We start from the raw sequence: 16,500 nt of genomic DNA, 5'->3' as shown, positions 1-16,500 counted from the left end.
TCATGCCCAAATCCGGTTCGACCCCGAAAATATCCCGCCGCACCGCGCTCGCCGGCCTTTCGGCAAGCGCGGCGCTGCTCGCCATGCCCCGGATCGGCCGCGCGGCCGATGAGACGATCCGCATCGGCTTTCCGACGCCGCTGACCGGCCCCTTCGCGGCGGAAGCGCGCGATCAGGTCAAATGCGCCGAGCTTGCGGTCAAGCTCGTCAACGACAAGGGCGGCATTGGCGGCCGCAAGGTCGAGCTGCTGGTGCGCGACGACAAGCTCAATGCCGGCGAGGCTGCGACGCGTACGCTCGAGCTGATCGAGAAGGACAAGGTTCATGCCGTGGTCGGCGCCCTCTCCAGCGCCGTGCAGCTCGCGGTCAACGAGGTCACGCGTGCCCGCGGCGTGATCTACGTCTCGATCAGCCAGTCCGACACGATCAACGAAGCCAAGGATTTCAGCAAATACACCTTCCACGAAGCGCTCAATCCGCACATGACGACCGCAGCGGTGGCGCGGCAGACCCTGAAGAAGGGCATGAAGGTCGCCCATCTCGTCGCCGACTATGCCTACGGCCACGAGATGCTGCGCGGCTTCAAGCGCGCGCAGGCCGCGATCGGCGCGGACAATGTCGGGGAGATCCTGCATCCGTTCGGTGCCGCCGACTATTCCACCTTCATGCCGCGCCTGATGTCGATGCGGCCGGACGTGCTCTGCATCTCCAATTTCGGGCGCGACCAGGCCAATGCGATCAAGCAGGCGGTGGATTTCGGCGTGAAGCAGCAGATGAAGATCGTCGTCCCCGTCATCCTGCACAACCAGCGCCTCGCGGTCGGCCCCGACGTGTTCGAGGGCGTGGTCGGCGGCGCCAATTATTATTGGGGCCTGGAAGCGCAGAGCAAATCGGCAGCCGCGTTCAACACGGCGTTCAAGGCCGCCAATGGCGGTGCGATCCCGACCGATTACGGCGCCTACGGCTATTCCGGCGTCGGATCCTTGCTGGCCGCCATGCAGGCCGCCGGCGGCACCGACACCGACAAGGTGGTCGATGCGCTGGAGAAGCTGCAATATGATCTGACCAAGGGACCGCAGCACTACCGCAAATGCGACCATCAGTCGGTGCAGTCGGTGCTGGTGCTGGAGTCCAAGAAGAAGTCCGCCATGGCGGGCGACAACGATCTGTTCGCCATTCTCGCCAACGACACCGGCTCGGACGACATGCTGCGCAGCTGCAGCGAGCTCGGCCACGCGACCTAAGACTTGTGACGATGGACCTGTCGCTGATCATCATGCAGCTTCTCTCCGGGATCGCCCTTGGGGCGGTCCTGGTGATTACTGCGCTTGGACTGACGATCGTGTTCGGCATGCTCGGGGTGGTCAATTTCGCCCATGGTGCGCTGTTCATGATCGGGGCCTATGCGGGGCTGTATCTGGCCTCGCTCACCGGAAGCTTCTGGTGGGGGCTGCTGCTTGCGCCCATCTTGATCGGCGCGTTCGGCATGCTGATCGAGTTCGTGCTGATCCGCAGGCTGTATGGGCGCTCGATCGACGATCCGCTGCTGCTCACCTTCGGCCTAAGCTATGTCCTGGTCGAGGGGGTGCGCATCGTGTTCGGCAGCGACGGCATTCCATTCCCGACCCCGCCGCAGCTGATCGGCGTGCTCGATCTCGGCATCGGCTTCTTCCCGCGCTACCGCCTGTTCGTCATCGTGCTGGTGGCCGTGGTGCTGCTGGCACTCTGGCTGACGCTGGAGAAGACACGAGTCGGCCTGATCGTCCGTGCCGGCGCGCGCGATCCCACCATCATGCAGGTGCTCGGCGTCGACATCGGCAGGGTGTGGCTCGCGATCTTCGGGCTCGGCGTCGGGCTTGCCGCCCTCGGCGGCGTGCTCGCCGGGCCCATGCGCAGCGTCAATCCGGAGATGGGCTCGCTGGTGCTCGCGGAAGCGTTCGTCGTCACCGTGATCGGCGGCCTCGGCTCGATCGTCGGCGCGGTCGTGGCCGGCCTCATGGTCGGCATTTCCATCAGCTTGGTGGCGCTGTTCGCGCCTGAAATGGCGACCATCGTGATGTTCGCGCTGATGGCGGTGGTGCTGCTGATCCGCCCGCAAGGCCTGTTCGGTGTGAGAGGGAGGACGGCGTGACGCCCCCTTCGAGCGGCGAGGCTCTCGCCAAGCCTGCGCCGGGCGGGCTCGGCCGGCTTCTCGACCACCGCGTGCTGCTCTCTATCGCCGTGCTGGCCATATTGCCCTGGCTGCTGCCGTCCAAGGCGCTGGCCGTCAACGTCCTGATCTACGGCGTCGTGGTGATGGGCTATAATCTGCTGTTTGGCTACACCGGGCTGCTGTCATTCGGCCAGGCCGCGTTCTTCGGTGCGGGGGCCTACTTCACCGGCATTGCGATCGGGCGTTACGGCGTGCCGTGGTTTGCCGCGGTCGCGATCGCCGTGGGTCTCAGCACCTGCCTTGCGGCCGTGATCGGAATCATCTCGACGCGCACCCGCGGCATCTATTTCTCCATGGTCACGCTCGCGCTGGCGCAGCTCGTCTATTACGTCGCGCTCCAGGCCTCGTCCTTCACCGGCGGCGAGAACGGCCTGCGCGGCTTCACCGTCGACCGCATCAGCCTGTTCGGCCTCCAGGTCAATTTTCTCGACCCCGTCAACAAATACTACGTGCTGATGGCCTTTGCGGCGCTGGCGATGTGGTTCCAATCGCGCATCCTGAACTCGCCGTTCGGGGCCGTCATCGAGGCGATCCGCGAGAATGAGCAGCGGGCGCGGGCCTGCGGCTACGATGTCGAACGCAGCAAGCTGGTCGTGTTCATGCTGTCGGGCGCGATCTCCTCGCTCGGCGGCTGCATGCTGGCGCTGCATCTGTCGATCGTGCCGCTCGACATCCTGCACTACCAGACCTCGGGCATGATCGTGATGATGGTGCTGCTCGGCGGCGCCCGTAGCTTCTTCGGACCCTTCGTCGGCGCGGCGAGCTTCCTGATCCTGGAGGACGTCATCTCGCTGTGGACGCCGCATTGGCAGATTTTCGTCGGCGCGATCTTCGTGCTGTTCGTGCTGTTCCTGCCCAAGGGCATCTGGGGAACGCTGCTGGACGTCCTCGGTACCGGAAAGGCGCGGCGATGAGCGGCGAGCTGCTTCGCGCCGAGGGAATCGGCAAGCGCTTCGGCGGCTTCGTCGCGCTCGAGGATATTACCTTGTCCTTTGCGGCGGGGCAGCTGACCTCGATTATCGGGCCGAACGGGGCCGGCAAGAGCACGTTCTTCAACATCCTCTCCGGTGTATTGACGCCGACGTCCGGCAAGCTGCACTTCCGCGGACGCGAGCTGAACGGCTTGCCGCAGCACCGCTTCGTGCACCAGGGCATTTCGCGCTCCTACCAGATCACCAACATCTTTCCGGACCTGTCAGTGCATGAGAACGTCCGCGTCGCGGCCCAGGCGCTGGCTGTGAGCTACGACATCTGGCGCAACCGCGCTCGGCTGACCGAATTGCATGCGCGTGCTGATGCGGCACTCGACGCGGTGGGGCTTCTCGGCAAGCGAAGCGAATTTGCAAAATTCCTCTCGCATGGCCAGCAGCGCGCGCTGGAGATCGCGATCGCGCTGGTCTCCGAGCCCGAGTTGCTGCTGCTCGACGAGCCGACCGCCGGCATGGGACCGGAAGAGACCAAGGATATGGTCGCGCTGCTGGAGCGGCTTGCCGACAGGCGCACCGTGCTTCTGGTGGAGCACAAGATGAAGATGGTGCTGGGCCTGTCCAAGCGCGTCGTGGTGCTGCATCATGGCCGCCTGCTCGCCGACGGCGCGCCCGACGAGATCAGGAGCAATCCGGAGGTCCGCCGGGTCTATCTCGGACAGAGTGAAGGTTATGGCTGAAACCGCGCTGCTCGAAATCGAAGATCTCCACGCCTGGTATGGGGCGAGCCACATCCTCCACGGCATCTCCCTGCACGTGAAGGAGGGCGAGGTGGTTGCCCTCGTCGGCCGCAACGGCGCCGGCAAGACCACGACCTTGCGAACCATGATGGGCCTGATGCCGAAGGCGACCGGCCGCGTGCGCTTTGCGGGCAGGGAGCTCCTGCCATTGCGCGCCCATCAGCGCTTCCACCTTGGCCTGGCCTACGTGCCCGAGGAGCGGCGCATCGTTCCCGGGCTGTCGGTTCGCGAGAATCTCCGGCTCGGCCTGGTCGCGGCCGGCAGCGACATCGAGGAGCGGACGGCGATCGACGAGATCGCCGAAACCTTTCCGCGCCTGAAGGAGCGCCTCGACCAGGAGGGCGTGACGCTCTCCGGCGGCGAGCAGCAGATGCTGGCGATCGCGCGCGCGCTGATCGGCAAGCCCAAGATGATCCTGCTGGATGAACCCTCGGAGGGCATCATGCCCGTCCTCGTCGAGGAGATGGGCGTGCTGTTCCGCCGCCTGCGCGACGAGGGCAAGACACTGCTGCTGGTCGAGCAGAACGTCGAATGGGCTCTTCGATTGGCCGACCGCGCCGTGATAATCGACCAGGGCGAGGTCGTGCATCAAAGCAGCGCGGCGGCGCTGCTGGCGGACAAGGACATCCAGGAACGCTACTGCGCGGTGTGAGCGGTCTCAGGCCACGACCTTGGCGCCGTCGAGGCGCTGGCGTTCGTTCGCCAGATAGTCGCGGATCGCATCGCCCGACATGGGTTTTGCGAAATAATAGCCCTGGATGAAGTCGCAGCCGAGCCGGCGCAAGGTATCGAGCTGGGCGCGGGTCTCGACACCTTCGACGACGCAGGCGATCTCCATGTCGTCGCAGAGGCCCGTCAGCGACTTGATGATCTTGTGACTGACCGGATTTTCGTTGATGTCGGCGACGAAGCTGCGGTCGACCTTGATCTTGTCGAGCGGCAGCCGGTGCACGTGGCTCAGCGACGAATAGCCCGTGCCGAAATCGTCCAGCGAAATGCCGCAGCCCATTGCCTTCAGCGTCGCGACCGACTGCTGCGCGCGCACGAAATCGAAGGTGACGGCGGTCTCGGTGATCTCGAAATCGATCCGTCGTGGCGACAGACCGCTTTTCTCGATGATGGAGATCAGCGGCAGGATGCCTTCGGCAGCGCAGACGTCGTGAGCGGACAGGTTGAACGACAGGCGGATGTCGTCGGGCCAGGTCTTGGCGGTCGCGAGTGCACGCGCCAGCAGCGTCTGCGTCAGTGGCCGGATCAGGCCGATGCGCTCGGCGGCAGGGATGAAGTCGGCAGGGGACACCCAGCCGAGACGGGGGCTGTGCCAGCGCGCCAGCGTCTCGAAGCCCGCAGTGTGCTCGCTCATGGCATCGACGATCGGCTGGAACACCAGCTCCATCTCGGCGCCAAAATCGGAGGTGCGCAACAAATTCTCGATCACGCCGCGGCTGCGGATCTCGGCTTCGAGCTCGCCCGAGAAGATTACGGTGCGGCCGCGCTGATGGCGCTTGGCGTGATAAAGCGAATAGTCGGCACATTCATAGAGAGCTTCCGACGTCGTCGCGGAGTCCGGAAACAGCGCAAACCCGATCGAGCAGGACAACCCGGTGTGCGCGGTGTCGAGCTGGTAAGGCAGCTTGACCTGCCCGCCGATGCGTTCGCCAAGCCGTGCCAGATCGGCATCGTCGGGGTCACCACAGACGACGAGGCCAAACTCGTCGCCGCCGAGCCGGGCGAATTCCACGCGTTGCGGGCCGAAGCCCTCGCAGATCTCGCGGATGCGGCGGCCCGCCTCGATCAGCACGCGGTCGCCAACGCTGTGGCCGTAATTGTCGTTGATCGGCTTGAAGCCGTCGAGGTCGATGATGCCGACCGCGACGCGAACGTTCCTTCGCTCGGCGTCGGCAAAGGCGCTCGACAGCTCGGCGAAGAAGCGGCGGCGGTTCGGCAGCTCGGTGAGGGAATCGAGATTGGCGAGGCGGAAGTTCTCGTCCGAGAGCGCCTGGGTCGCCGCCTGCTGTGCCAGCAGTGACTTGCGGCTGGCGACGAGATCGGCGAAGTCCCGGTAGTAGATGGTCAGCACCGTCACCATCGCGCCGGTGACAAGCAGATTGTTGACGGCCATCGCCTCCAGCGTCGGCTCGCCGGTGGCGAAGTAGAACACGACGTAGGGCACGTCGACGACGAGAGTCACGATCAGTGCGGCCGAACGCAGATGCATCAGCGAGAAGATGCAGCCGATCACGGTCACCGCCATGTAGAAAGCGACCTGGCTCTTGGCAAAGGGATCGCCGTAGGGATAGAGGGCGAACGACCAGATGGTGAAGCCCGCCGCGATCGGGGCCGCGATCCAGTTGGTGAGACGCAGATTGCGCAGGATGTCGGCGTCGCTGCGGACGAGGTGGCGCTGCCGCAGCCACCAGAAGGTCCGATAACCCGCCACCGCGACCAACGCGCCCGGCACGATCATGCTGAGCGAGGCCGGCGCCAGCGGCACATAGGTATATGCGACCGCGATCGTGTTGGTGATCAGGATGAAGTAGAGCAGCGGGATCTGCTTGGAGAAGGCGTCGAACTGCGCGCGCGTCAGCTCGGGATTGTCGGCGGGCACGCGAAACAGCCGCATTGCGGCGGCGAAGTGAGACTTCAAATCGGCAACAGGCATTGAAATACGAGCCCCGGATCCCTGAAATTGCCGGCGATCTTGCATAGCGTGGGTAAAGGGCGCGTTAGATCGGGTCCTGCGCGAAAGACCAGCACAGGGTTGCACGCTACCGCAGAATTTCCGGACGCGTGCAATGGTGAGGCCGTGTTAACGATACGGGGCCGCGTCAGTAGGCATATCGGCGGCGAAGTCCTGCAAAAGCCGCCGCTACGTTCTGCTAACCATGCGCTTCGGCGCAACGATGCTTTGCATCGCCCGGAACTCGCCGACCTCTCCCGCAAGCGGGAGCGGTGAACGAGCCGCCGCGGGAAACGATTCAGCCTAATGCCATTCCGCTCTAGCGTCCGACCGTGACGCCGGCGGTCGAGCGCATGGCATCGCGGAGGCTCCTCGCGTTCATGTCGTCGAGGACTTCTCGCGTCAGCACGGTGGTCTGGCCGGGCGTGTTGAGGATGGTCTCGCCGCGCGAGGAGGAGAGCCGGTCCGCCTTGGAGGGCGCGGCTGGATCGGTGGCGGGCGTGTGGTGAGGCCGCTTGCTGGACGCCGCGAAGGCTCCTTGCGAGACGCAGACGGCGGCGATCACGATCAGTCGCAACAGCTTTGCAGGCATGCGATCTCCCATGTTCGGGAAACCTCAGCGTAGCACAAACGTGACGGCGCTTGCAGTGGAAAGGATCAGGCCAGAGCGGCCTGGCGTTCCCGCACCGGTTCGCGAATCCGGTCGAGCTTCCCTGGCTCGGCGAGCCGGGTGAAGCTGCGGTGGCTCGCCTGCGCGGGGGCCTCGACGATGACGCCCTCACAGACGATCTGTCCGCCGAGCATCTTGAATTCCAGCTTGTCGTAGCGCGGCATCGTCTCGCCGGGTGCAGGCGGCAGCAGCCCGACGCTGCCCTGGATGTTCAGCGTGGCTTCGCCGGTGCCGTGAAGGCGGGGGTTCCACATCCTGATTCCGCTTTCGGCCCAGCGCTGCCGGATCAGCGCGGCGCGATCGGCAGGTTCCGTTGCTTTCGCGCGAAGTTTCGGCGCACTGCGAATCTCCTCAGTGGGAGCTGCGAGAGCCGGAGCCCGCTCATCATGCGTGACCAAGATGGCGTCGGCGGAAGAGTCCTCCGCGGCGAGGGGGGCAGGATCGCTTGCAGCGATCGGTTCGATCGCCACCGCGGTGTCGCAGGTGGGATCGCTGTCGATGCTGTCTTCAGCGACAGGCTCCGCCGAGACGTCGGGATCGGCAAGCGTGACCTGGGTGTCGTCTACAACAGGCTCGACATCCACGGCGGCAACAATGGAGGGATCGTCGGCAACGACGAGAGCGGGAGCGTCAACCGAAGCGACCTCGACCGAAGCGACCTCAACTGAAACGACCTTGAGATTGGACGAGGTCTCCTCCACGACATCAGGCTCAACGTCGGCCGCGAGCTCGGGAGATGGATCGCTGCTGATGACGGGCTTAGCGGCTTTGGCCGGCTCGTCCTCGATGTCGATGGCCGCTACCGCTTCCGTGGCGACGGACTCGAGCTTCGTCGAGACCTCTACAGGCGGATCATTGTCGATGACGGGTTCAGGAACATCGACTGGTTTGGAACCATCGACCGTTTCGCTGATGACCTCGTCCGAGGCCAAGACCTCTGCCACGACGACCGGCTCGACCTCTGTCGGCGACTGCTGCAGGGACTCGTCGCTGCCGGCGATATCGGCTGCTGCTTCCGCGATGACAGGGCGGGCGGTGTCGTCCTCCGCGACCGCGGCGTCGCTGCGCAGTGGATCAGTGCCGATGCCGGTGTCGAGAGCCGGAAGAGCGTCAGCACTGTCAGTAACGATGACGGGCTGTTCCGCGACGACCGCCGCACCGTCGATGCTGCCGCCCTGCGGCAAGGGCCGAAGCCGGGTGAACGCCCATTTCACCGCGGGGATGCGGCGCAGCAACGATATCAGTCTCGAAAGCACTGGGAGTTGTCCAAGAGGTCCTCGGCTTGAGGCAATCGCTGATTCGCCAGCAATGTGAAAAACTGCCCCGGCCGTCACACCCCTGTCAATGTGGGCGGGACCAATTGCAGAACATCCAAGCATCGGGCGCGCCGGCCGCTGCATGATGTGTCAGGCATCATCGAGAAACTGCGGTTGTCACCAGGCCGCCGCGCACCGACTGCCAATGTGACCGCTCCCACAGAGCTGCGGCACCGATCATGGATACGCTTCCTTCGAAAGCGAAGGAGAAAAGACGTGATCCGCAAGATATATCCGGCTGCGGTCCTCGCCGCATTGATCTGCGCACCTGCCTCGGCAGATGATCTCACTCCAAAGATCGCCGCTCATTTGATCCCGCCGAATGCGGAAATCCACATTTCCTGGACCAGTCCCGCATCCGACCCGCAGGGCCGTTCGATCGAGGTGGCCTGCGGCGAGGTCACTGTCCGCAATCCGAGAGGCTTCGACACCATGACGTTCGCCTATGTCATCGGCGACGACAAGCTTTGGCTGGCCAGGGACATCGGATGGATGAAGGAGCCAGAGCCGCAGGGGATCCGCAGCGTGATGAGATATTGCCCCGGCCGTTGATCGACGCCTATCGGCCTGTGGGAGGGGACGATGATCCCCTCCGGGATTTTCGCTCTTCCGACTACTTGCCGGCGCCGCCGCTGCCGCCGCCTGCGCCGCCGCCGCCGGCCTGGCTGCCCATGTTATTCGTGTTGGTGCCGCCGGCCGATGGCGACTGCGCGCCCTTGCTGTCGCTGGCCTCGTTCTGCATGTTCGACGACTTGCCGGTCGTCATTCCCTTGGTCGCGGGGCCGCGCGAGGAGGGGCCGACGTCGCCTTGACCGGAGGCGCCGGGAGCCGGTTGTGTCTGCGCGAAGGCGCTACCGGTCGCCAGCGCCATGATGCATGCGGATGCCAGAATGATCTTTTTCATGGGATTCTCCTTGACATGACATCTCCGGACAATCCGCCTGCGGCATCGGCGTTCCTGCCAATTTGATGCCATCGCTTCAACTCTCTGCGGCCGAATGTCGGGGTTCCCGTCGCCATCGCCATCGGCTATTCAGGACCGTCATTGTTTGTGGGGGACGACGCATGAGGAAGATTGTCGCCATCGGAGCGGTGCTGCTCTGGTCCACCATCGCGTTCGCGCAGGATCGCACCATCACGGTGGCCTCGACCACGTCGACGGAACAGTCGGGCCTGTTCGGCCATCTGCTGCCGCTGTTCTCGAAGGACGAGGGCATCAGCGTGAAGGTCGTTGCCGTCGGTACCGGGCAGGCGCTGGATATCGGGCGGCGCGGCGATGCCGACGTGGTGTTCGTCCACGACCGGGCCGCCGAAGACAAGTTCCTGTCCGAAGGGCAGGGCGTGAAGCGCTTCGACGTCATGTACAACGACTTCGTCGTCGTCGGGCCCAAAAGCGATCCGGCGAAGATCGCCGGCGGCAAGGACGTCACGGATGCGCTGCGCAAGATAGCCGCGGCGAAGGCACCGTTCATCTCGCGCGGCGACAAATCCGGCACGCACGCGGCCGAGCTCCGGCTGTGGAAGGAGGCGGGCGTCGACATCAGTGCCGGCAAGGACAGCTGGTATCGTGAGATCGGCCAGGGCATGGGCCCGGCGCTGAACATGGCGTCGTCGTCGAACGCCTATGTTCTGTCGGACCGCGGCACCTGGCTGTCGTTCAAGAATCGCGGCGAGCTCGCCATCCTGACGGAGGGCGACAAGCGGCTGTTCAACCAGTACGGCGTCATGCTGGTGAATCCCGAGAAGCACCCGAATGTGAAGGCGAAGGATGGGCAGGCCTTCATCGACTGGCTCGTGTCATCGAAGGGGCAGGAGGCGATCGCCGGATACAAGGTTGGCGGCGAGCAGCTATTTTTCCCCAACGCGTCCCACTAGCAGGAAGGCGACGGTCGACACCGCGACGCTGAGCGCCAGCAGGATCAGGCCGAGCCCGAGTGCCAGCGGCAGATCGCCCTTGCTGGTCTCCAGCGCTATCGCGGTCGTCATCGTGCGCGTGAAGCCGCGGATGTTGCCGCCGACGATGATGATGGCACCGACCTCGGCGATGGCGCGCCCGAAGGCCGCGAGAAACGCCGTCAGCAGCGAGGTCCGGCCCAGCGCGTACAGCAGCGCCATGCAGCGGAAGACCGACAGCCCGTCGATCCGTGCCAGATCGCCATATTCCGCCCACAGCAGGCTCGCCGGCCGGTGCACCAGCGCCACCACGATCGGGGTGGCGAGCAGCGTCTGCGCGATCACCATGGCGGCGGGCGTGAACAACAGTCCCGCCGCCCCGAGCGGGCCTGACCGCGACAGCAGAAGATAGAGCGCAAGCCCGACCACGACCGGCGGAAGGCCAAGCAGCGCATTGGTCAGCACGATGATGACCTGCCGCCCGCGGAAACGCGTGATCGCCAGCAAGGCCCCGATCGGTGCACCGATCAGCAGGGCAAGGACGCTCGCGGTCAGGCTGACGCGCACCGACAATGCGACGATGCCGAGCAACTCGGCGTCGGCTTCGCCGATCAGCGAGAGCGCCGCGCCAACGGATCGTGCGAAGTCGTTCATGCGGCCTGACGCTTCGGTGCCGGGCGGAATGCCTCCTGATCGTCGATATCGGGTGTTCGTAGCGGCTTCACGGACCGGTTCCTGCGAGTCTTGCTGACATCCACAGAATACCCGGGAGGAACGGTTTGGAAACGCGATTCAATTCAAAAAATGCGGCTGGCTCCGCGTTATGCAGGCTCTTCTGACACGATCTGAGGGGAGCTTTGCCTTTCGGGGGCCCAAAGCCAGCGCGCGAGCAGAACGGCGAGAACCGCGCCGATGAACTGGGCGGCAATGAAAGCCGGCATGCCTTGTGGGGCAATACCCGCGAACGTATCGGACAGCGAGCGGGCGATAGTGACCGCGGGGTTGGCGAACGAGGTGGACGAGGTGAACCAGTACGCCGACGTGACATAGAGGCCGACGGCGTAAGGCACGGCGGTGTTGGTCCGGTGCCCGACGCCAAAGATCGTCGATAGCAGACCGAAGGTGGCCACGGCCTCGGCCAGCCATTGTCCGCTTCCGGTGCGGGCCGTGAGGGAAAGCTGGAGAACAGGAAGTTCGAACATCAGGTGCGCGATCCCGACGCCCGCGACCGCGCCGGCGATCTGGGCGATGGCGTAGGTCGCCGCGTCCGTCCACGTCGTTTCGCCGCGCAAGGCGAATGCGAGCGTGACCGCCGGATTGAAATGAGCCCCCGATATCGGAGCGAAGATCAGGATCAGCACCACCAGGATTGCGCCCGTGGCGATCGTATTGCACAGCAGCGCCAGCGCGACGTTTCCGCCCGAGAGCTTCTGCGCCATGATCCCGGAGCCGACCACCGCAGCAAGCAGGAACGCCGTCCCGAGCCACTCGGCGAAGGCGCGCTGTGCAAGGCTCGGCATCAGGCGTCGCGATCCAGCCTGACGCGCTCGCCATCTTCCTTGACGAATTCGTCCCGCTGCGGCGGCAGCAGATCCAGCACCAGCTCGGAGGGGCGGCAGAGCCTGACGCCTTTCGGCGTCACCACGATCGGCCGGTTGATCAGGATCGGATGCGCCACCATCGCGTCGAGCAGCTGATCGTCCGTCAGCGCCGGATTGGCGAGCCCGAGCTCCGCATAGGGCGCCGCTTTTTCGCGAACCGCCTCGCGCACCGAAATCCCCATGCGCGCGACGAGCTGCTGCAGCAGGGTGCGCGACGGCGGCGTCTTCAGATATTCGATCACGTGCGGCTCGATACCGGCATGCCGGATCATGGCAAGCGTGTTGCGCGACGTGCCGCAATCGGGATTGTGGTAGATGATCGCGTCCATTGCAGGTGCCCTCGTGCTCAGCAGCAGGCCCGCGAGGTTGCCGGCGCCGCCTGCGGCGCGCAGCAGGCCGATTGCTGCTCCGGTTTCTCATGCGCGACCCGCGCCTGATTCTCGCCGCTGCCGTCGCCGTAATCGGTGCTCTCGCCCGTGGTGTGGAAGGTTTCCCAGGCGATGCCGGCCGGATCGTCGATCCAGGACTTTTCCGACTTGGCGTAGCAGCAGGTGGTCTGCCCCTGCTCGACGACGTTGCCGCCGGCCTTGCGCAGTCGGGCATAGACCTCCTGGAGCTCCTCGCCGGTCTCGACCTGGATGCCGAGATGATCGAGCCCAGCCGCGCGTCCGCGCGTCGAGATCGCAAAATTCACGCGGGGGTCGTCTAGCATCCATTTGGCATAGTCGGACTTCACGACCGAGGGCTCGCTGGCAAACAGGGCGGAGTAGAATCCGATGGAATGGGAGAGATCCTCGACGGACACGTGAACGTGCAGGCGCTTCATGGTCTGTCCTTTCAGGCTGGCACTTTGCTGCGCTTCCGCGCCGGTTTCGAAGGCTTTGCCGGAGCGCATGACACCCCGCCGCAGCAGTTTTCGGTCAGGAATCCGACCAGCGAATTCATGGTCTCGAACCGCGCCGCATAGATCATCGAACGCCCCTCGCGACGGACGGTCGCGAGCCCGGCCATCCGTAGCCGGTCGAAATGGAAGGTCAGCGTGTTGGGGGCGAGATCCAGCGCCTCGGCCACCGCGCCGGCGGACAGGCCTTCGGGGCCGGCTTGCACCAGCAGGCGGAAAACATCGAGGCGATTGTCCTGAGCAAGCGCGGCAAGCGCCGCGACGGCGTCCGTCTTTTCCATATTTCAACGATTATTGAAATAACGGCGGCCTGTCAATCGAGATTGGCATGCGGAGAGCCAATCTCGATTGACAGGCCGCCGTCGCTGTTCAGCGCTTCACGCTGGCCGATGCCGAGACCGTGGGGGCTGCCCCGATGCTCTGCTGCCAATAGCGTTCGATCTGGTCGATCAAGGCAGGCGGGAGCGGGACGTAGTTGAGGATCTGGGCCTCGGATTTTCCGTTTTCCAGCGACCAGCGGACGAAGTCGATGGCGGCTGTCGATCGTTCCGGTGATTTCGGCGCCTTCGGCATCAGCACGAAGGTCGTCGCCGTGATCGGGTAGGCGTCTTCGCCGGGCGCGTCGGTGAGCACGAGATGGAAATCCTTCTCCGCCTTCCAGTCCGCGCTTGATGCCGCCGCCTGGAACGATGCGGCGTCGGGCACGACGTAATTGCCGGCGCTGTTCTGCACGATTCCAAAGGAAATCCGGTCGAGCCGTTGCAGCGCGTAAGTGTATTCGAGATAGCCGATCGCGCCGGGAATGAGACCGACGAGCGAGGCGACGCCATCATTGCCGCGGCCGCCGAGGCCAAGCGGCCACTCGACGGAGGTGCCTTCGCCCACGCTGGCTTTCCACTGCGGGCTGACCTTCGACAGGTAGTTCGACCAGTTGAATGTCGTGCCGGAGCCGTCGATGCGATGGACCACCGTGATCGCAGCGTTCGGCAATCTGACGTCGGGGTTGATCGCGGCGATCGCCGGATCGCTCCAGGATCTGAGCTTGCCGAGATAGATATCGGCGAGCACCTGCCCGGTGAAGCGGATCTGGCCGGGCTTGACGCCGTCGATATTGACCACTGGCACGACGCCTCCGATGACGATCGGGAATTGCATCAGGCCGAGCCTGTCCAACTCCCTGGGGTCGAGCGGCATATCGCTGGCACCGAAATCGACGGCTTCCTTTTTGATCAGGCCGAGGCCGATGCCGGAGCCGACCGCTTGATAGCTGACGACGTTGCCGGTCTTGGCCTTATATGCGTCGGTCCATTTCGCCATCACGGGCGAAACGAAGGTTGAGCCGGCTCCTCTGGTCTCGGCTGCCAAGCCTGGCGTTGCGACGAGCAGAGCGGCGAGGATGATGGGAAGTGCAATATGTGTCTTCATTTGCGCGAGGCTAACAGGTGGGGCACGAAGCCGATGTGGTCGATCTCACAATTGCGTCGCGAGGCATTCGCGGTGGCCATTGCGCGCCGACTACACCACGCCGTCAGCTCCGCCGCGTCGTCCGATTGAGGGAGATTGCCGTCCCGGCCGGGCAGGGACGCAATTTGGGGCAAATTGCGCGCCAGGCGGCCAAATCGGGCCGTTTCGCGCCCGCCGGCAGCTTTATTCCCGCCGTGGATGCTTTAAGGAGAGGCAGGATCAGGTCGCAGGCGCCCCTCGGCGGTGCTAGAGCCTGATGCAGGCACAATGGGCCGGGCCGGGATGGCTCGCCCGCAAGGATGAAGGATATGAGGCAATGATCCAGACCGTTGGCATCATCGGGGCAGGGACCATGGGGAATGGTATCGCGCAGGTCTGCGCGGCGGCCGGGCTCTCGGTCGTGATGGTCGACATTTCCGACGCGGCGGTGAACCGCGGGCTGTCGACCGTCGGCGGCAGCCTCGAGCGTCTGGTCAAGAAGGAGAAGATGTCGGCGGCCGATCGCGAGGCGGCGCTCAAGCGCATCACCGGCACCACCGACCGGGCGAAGCTTGCCGATTGCGATCTCGTCATCGAGGCCGCAACCGAGAACGAGGAGCTCAAGGTCAAGATCCTGAAGGATCTCTGCGCGACGTTGTCGCCGCGAACGCTGCTTGCGACCAACACCTCGTCGATCTCGATCACGAAGCTCGCTGCGGCGACCGATCGTCCCGACCGCTTCATCGGCATGCACTTCTTCAACCCGGTGCCGGTGATGGCGCTGCTGGAGCTGATCCGCGGCCTGCAGACCTCCGACGACACCCACGCCAAGGCCCTCGATTTCGCCAAGCGCGTCGGCAAAGTGGCGATCACCGCCAAGAACAGCCCGGGCTTTGCCGTCAACCGCATCCTGTGCCCGATGATCAACGAGGCGATCTTCGCGCTCCAGGAGGGGATTGCGACCGCGGAAGAGATCGATGCTGGCATGAAGCTTGGTTGCAACCATCCGATCGGGCCGCTGGCTCTGGCCGATCTCGTCGGGCTCGACACCATGCTTTCGGTGATGGAGGTCTTTTACAAGGGCTTCAACGATCCTAAATACAGGCCAGCGCCGCTGCTCAAGGAGATGGTCGATGCAGGCCATCTCGGCCGCAAGACCGGGCAGGGCTTCTACAGCTACGGTACGTGATCTGTCACCGCGACAAAGACGGTCCCGTAGGGTGGGCAAAGCGAAGCGTGCCCACGTTCCGTGGCCGTATCGGACTGATGGTGGGCACGGCGCAAGTGCGCCTTTGCCCACCCTACGATACTGATCAAGGAGCAGGCGCCGGGCTCGAAACGCCCGCGGCCCAATCCCGCAATTTGCGCCATGACAAAGATGTCGGGCGCATTTGGCCTGACAATGTCGAACGGGCGGCTCGCGGGAACGCGGGGAACAACGAACGGAAAACGAAGGACATGTCGGATCGACTGAAGGCCGAGCGCGAGGCGGCGGCCGCGCGGCGGAACCTGTTGACCCAGGATGCGATCGAGCGCACCGGGATTACCGAAGAGATGATCGGGGAACTCGTCACCCGCTTCTATGGGCGCGTGCGCGAAGATGCACGGCTGGGCCCGGTGTTCGGGATCGTGCAGAACTGGGACGAGCATCTCGCCAAGCTCAGAGATTTCTGGTCCTCGGTCGTGCTGATGAGCGGCCGCTATCACGGCTCGCCAATGCGGGCGCATTTACCACTGAGCCTGGTCGGCGATCATTTCGACCGCTGGCTCGATCTGTTCGAGCAGACCGCGCGCGAGGTCTGCCCGCCGCCAGCGGCTAGCCTGTTCATCGACAAAGCGCGCCGCATCGCCGACAGTTTCGAGATGGCATCGGCCACCGTCTCCGGTTCTATCGCCGCGCCGCGCCACGTGCTCAGGTCCTGACGACGACCGGCTGCCTGCAAAACATGCAGGGGTCGTCGCGCTGCGTTTGCGCAGCGCGACGAATAGCGCGTTGCACCAATTCCAACATCATCGGTCTGATCTGCAAAATCATCATGCCGCTCGCGCGGCGCGACG

Annotated in this window: 19 protein-coding genes; 9 read left to right on the top strand and 10 right to left on the bottom strand. The window is 64.6% G+C overall.

The window, feature by feature from the left end; translation table 11 throughout:
- The first annotated feature begins 2 nt into the window (after positions 1 to 2).
- From GGD62_RS09865 to GGD62_RS09845, 5 genes are read left to right on the top strand one after another with little or no spacing between them, the layout of a single operon-like run.
- Entirely contained in the window at positions 3 to 1,244 is a 1,242-nt protein-coding gene (locus GGD62_RS09865; protein ID WP_183235278.1) for an ABC transporter substrate-binding protein, read from the top strand.
- Positions 1,245 to 1,255: 11 nt separating this feature from the next.
- Positions 1,256 to 2,131 carry a branched-chain amino acid ABC transporter permease gene (locus tag GGD62_RS09860; RefSeq protein ID WP_018320760.1) on the top strand — a complete coding sequence of 292 codons (876 nt, stop codon included), beginning with the start codon at positions 1,256 to 1,258 and terminating at the stop codon, positions 2,129 to 2,131.
- Entirely contained in the window at positions 2,128 to 3,126 is a 999-nt protein-coding gene (locus GGD62_RS09855) for a branched-chain amino acid ABC transporter permease (RefSeq protein WP_183708214.1), read from the top strand. Before GGD62_RS09860 ends, GGD62_RS09855 begins: the two co-directional genes overlap by 4 nt.
- A complete protein-coding gene (locus GGD62_RS09850) occupies positions 3,123 to 3,878 on the top strand; it encodes an ABC transporter ATP-binding protein (RefSeq protein WP_018320758.1) in 756 nt (251 codons plus the stop codon). Before GGD62_RS09855 ends, GGD62_RS09850 begins: the two co-directional genes overlap by 4 nt.
- The gene (locus GGD62_RS09845; protein WP_183235282.1) at positions 3,871 to 4,590 is read left to right on the top strand and encodes an ABC transporter ATP-binding protein; all 720 of its coding nucleotides are present in this window, start codon (positions 3,871 to 3,873) and stop codon (positions 4,588 to 4,590) included. The genes GGD62_RS09850 and GGD62_RS09845 overlap by 8 nt, the downstream gene beginning before the upstream one ends.
- A gap of 6 nt (positions 4,591 to 4,596) precedes the next feature.
- On the opposite strand, the gene GGD62_RS09840 is transcribed toward GGD62_RS09845, so the two are convergent.
- The 3 genes from GGD62_RS09840 to GGD62_RS09830 form a co-directional block, all read right to left on the bottom strand.
- Complete coding sequence (locus GGD62_RS09840; RefSeq protein WP_183708213.1) at positions 4,597 to 6,600, bottom strand: bifunctional diguanylate cyclase/phosphodiesterase; 2,004 nt, start codon at positions 6,598 to 6,600, stop codon at positions 4,597 to 4,599.
- A 337-nt stretch (positions 6,601 to 6,937) separates the two neighbouring features.
- Positions 6,938 to 7,210: a TonB-dependent receptor plug domain-containing protein gene (locus tag GGD62_RS09835; RefSeq protein WP_179735839.1), complete on the bottom strand. Its 273-nt coding sequence runs from the start codon at positions 7,208 to 7,210 to the stop codon at positions 6,938 to 6,940.
- 65 nt (positions 7,211 to 7,275) lie between these two features.
- Positions 7,276 to 8,523, bottom strand: coding sequence for a hypothetical protein (locus GGD62_RS09830; RefSeq protein WP_183708212.1), 1,248 nt, complete (start codon positions 8,521 to 8,523; stop codon positions 7,276 to 7,278).
- A 297-nt stretch (positions 8,524 to 8,820) separates the two neighbouring features.
- Here GGD62_RS09830 and GGD62_RS09825 point away from each other — a divergent pair, with 297 nt between their 5' ends.
- Positions 8,821 to 9,156, top strand: coding sequence for a hypothetical protein (locus GGD62_RS09825; RefSeq protein WP_018320753.1), 336 nt, complete (start codon positions 8,821 to 8,823; stop codon positions 9,154 to 9,156).
- A gap of 61 nt (positions 9,157 to 9,217) precedes the next feature.
- Here GGD62_RS09825 and GGD62_RS09820 read toward each other — a convergent pair whose 3' ends face one another.
- Positions 9,218 to 9,508, bottom strand: a complete 291-nt coding sequence (locus tag GGD62_RS09820) for a hypothetical protein (protein ID WP_018320752.1) — start codon at positions 9,506 to 9,508, stop codon at positions 9,218 to 9,220.
- A gap of 161 nt (positions 9,509 to 9,669) precedes the next feature.
- Between GGD62_RS09820 and GGD62_RS09815 the strand changes: the two genes are divergently transcribed.
- Positions 9,670 to 10,479, top strand: coding sequence for a substrate-binding domain-containing protein (locus GGD62_RS09815; protein ID WP_183708210.1), 810 nt, complete (start codon positions 9,670 to 9,672; stop codon positions 10,477 to 10,479).
- Here GGD62_RS09815 and GGD62_RS09810 read toward each other — a convergent pair.
- From GGD62_RS09810 to pstS, 6 genes are all read right to left on the bottom strand, one after another.
- Positions 10,453 to 11,151, bottom strand: coding sequence for an ABC transporter permease (locus GGD62_RS09810; RefSeq protein ID WP_183708209.1), 699 nt, complete (start codon positions 11,149 to 11,151; stop codon positions 10,453 to 10,455). The two genes, GGD62_RS09815 and GGD62_RS09810, sit on opposite strands and share 27 nt — an antisense overlap.
- Before the next feature lie 167 nt (positions 11,152 to 11,318).
- Complete coding sequence (locus GGD62_RS09805) at positions 11,319 to 12,017, bottom strand: MIP/aquaporin family protein (RefSeq protein WP_183708208.1); 699 nt, start codon at positions 12,015 to 12,017, stop codon at positions 11,319 to 11,321.
- Entirely contained in the window at positions 12,017 to 12,427 is a 411-nt protein-coding gene (arsC, locus tag GGD62_RS09800; RefSeq protein WP_183708207.1) for an arsenate reductase (glutaredoxin), read from the bottom strand. Before arsC ends, GGD62_RS09805 begins: the two co-directional genes overlap by 1 nt.
- Positions 12,428 to 12,444: 17 nt before the next feature.
- On the bottom strand, positions 12,445 to 12,924 hold the full coding sequence (locus GGD62_RS09795; protein ID WP_026202415.1) for an ArsI/CadI family heavy metal resistance metalloenzyme: 480 nt from the start codon (positions 12,922 to 12,924) through the stop codon (positions 12,445 to 12,447).
- An 11-nt stretch (positions 12,925 to 12,935) separates the two neighbouring features.
- The gene (locus GGD62_RS09790) at positions 12,936 to 13,280 is read right to left on the bottom strand and encodes a helix-turn-helix transcriptional regulator (RefSeq protein WP_183708206.1); all 345 of its coding nucleotides are present in this window, start codon (positions 13,278 to 13,280) and stop codon (positions 12,936 to 12,938) included.
- 88 nt (positions 13,281 to 13,368) lie between these two features.
- Positions 13,369 to 14,424, bottom strand: coding sequence for a phosphate ABC transporter substrate-binding protein PstS (pstS, locus tag GGD62_RS09785; protein WP_183708205.1), 1,056 nt, complete (start codon positions 14,422 to 14,424; stop codon positions 13,369 to 13,371).
- 295 nt (positions 14,425 to 14,719) lie between these two features.
- On the opposite strand from pstS, the gene GGD62_RS09780 reads away from it, so the two are divergent.
- Together GGD62_RS09780 and GGD62_RS09775 are read left to right on the top strand one after the other, a co-directional pair.
- Complete coding sequence (locus GGD62_RS09780; protein ID WP_183708204.1) at positions 14,720 to 15,631, top strand: 3-hydroxybutyryl-CoA dehydrogenase; 912 nt, start codon at positions 14,720 to 14,722, stop codon at positions 15,629 to 15,631.
- Between the two features lie 269 nt (positions 15,632 to 15,900).
- Positions 15,901 to 16,365 (top strand): group III truncated hemoglobin, encoded by a 465-nt coding sequence (locus tag GGD62_RS09775; RefSeq protein ID WP_018320743.1) that lies wholly within the window; start codon positions 15,901 to 15,903, stop codon positions 16,363 to 16,365.
- The last annotated feature ends 135 nt before the right edge of the window (positions 16,366 to 16,500 follow it).

The organism is Bradyrhizobium sp. ERR14 (assembly GCF_014198235.1).
In the GTDB taxonomy this organism is placed as follows: Bacteria; Pseudomonadota; Alphaproteobacteria; order Rhizobiales; family Xanthobacteraceae; genus Bradyrhizobium.
Note: the sequence above shows the minus strand (reverse complement) of the source record. Positions and strands in the feature narration are given on the sequence as shown.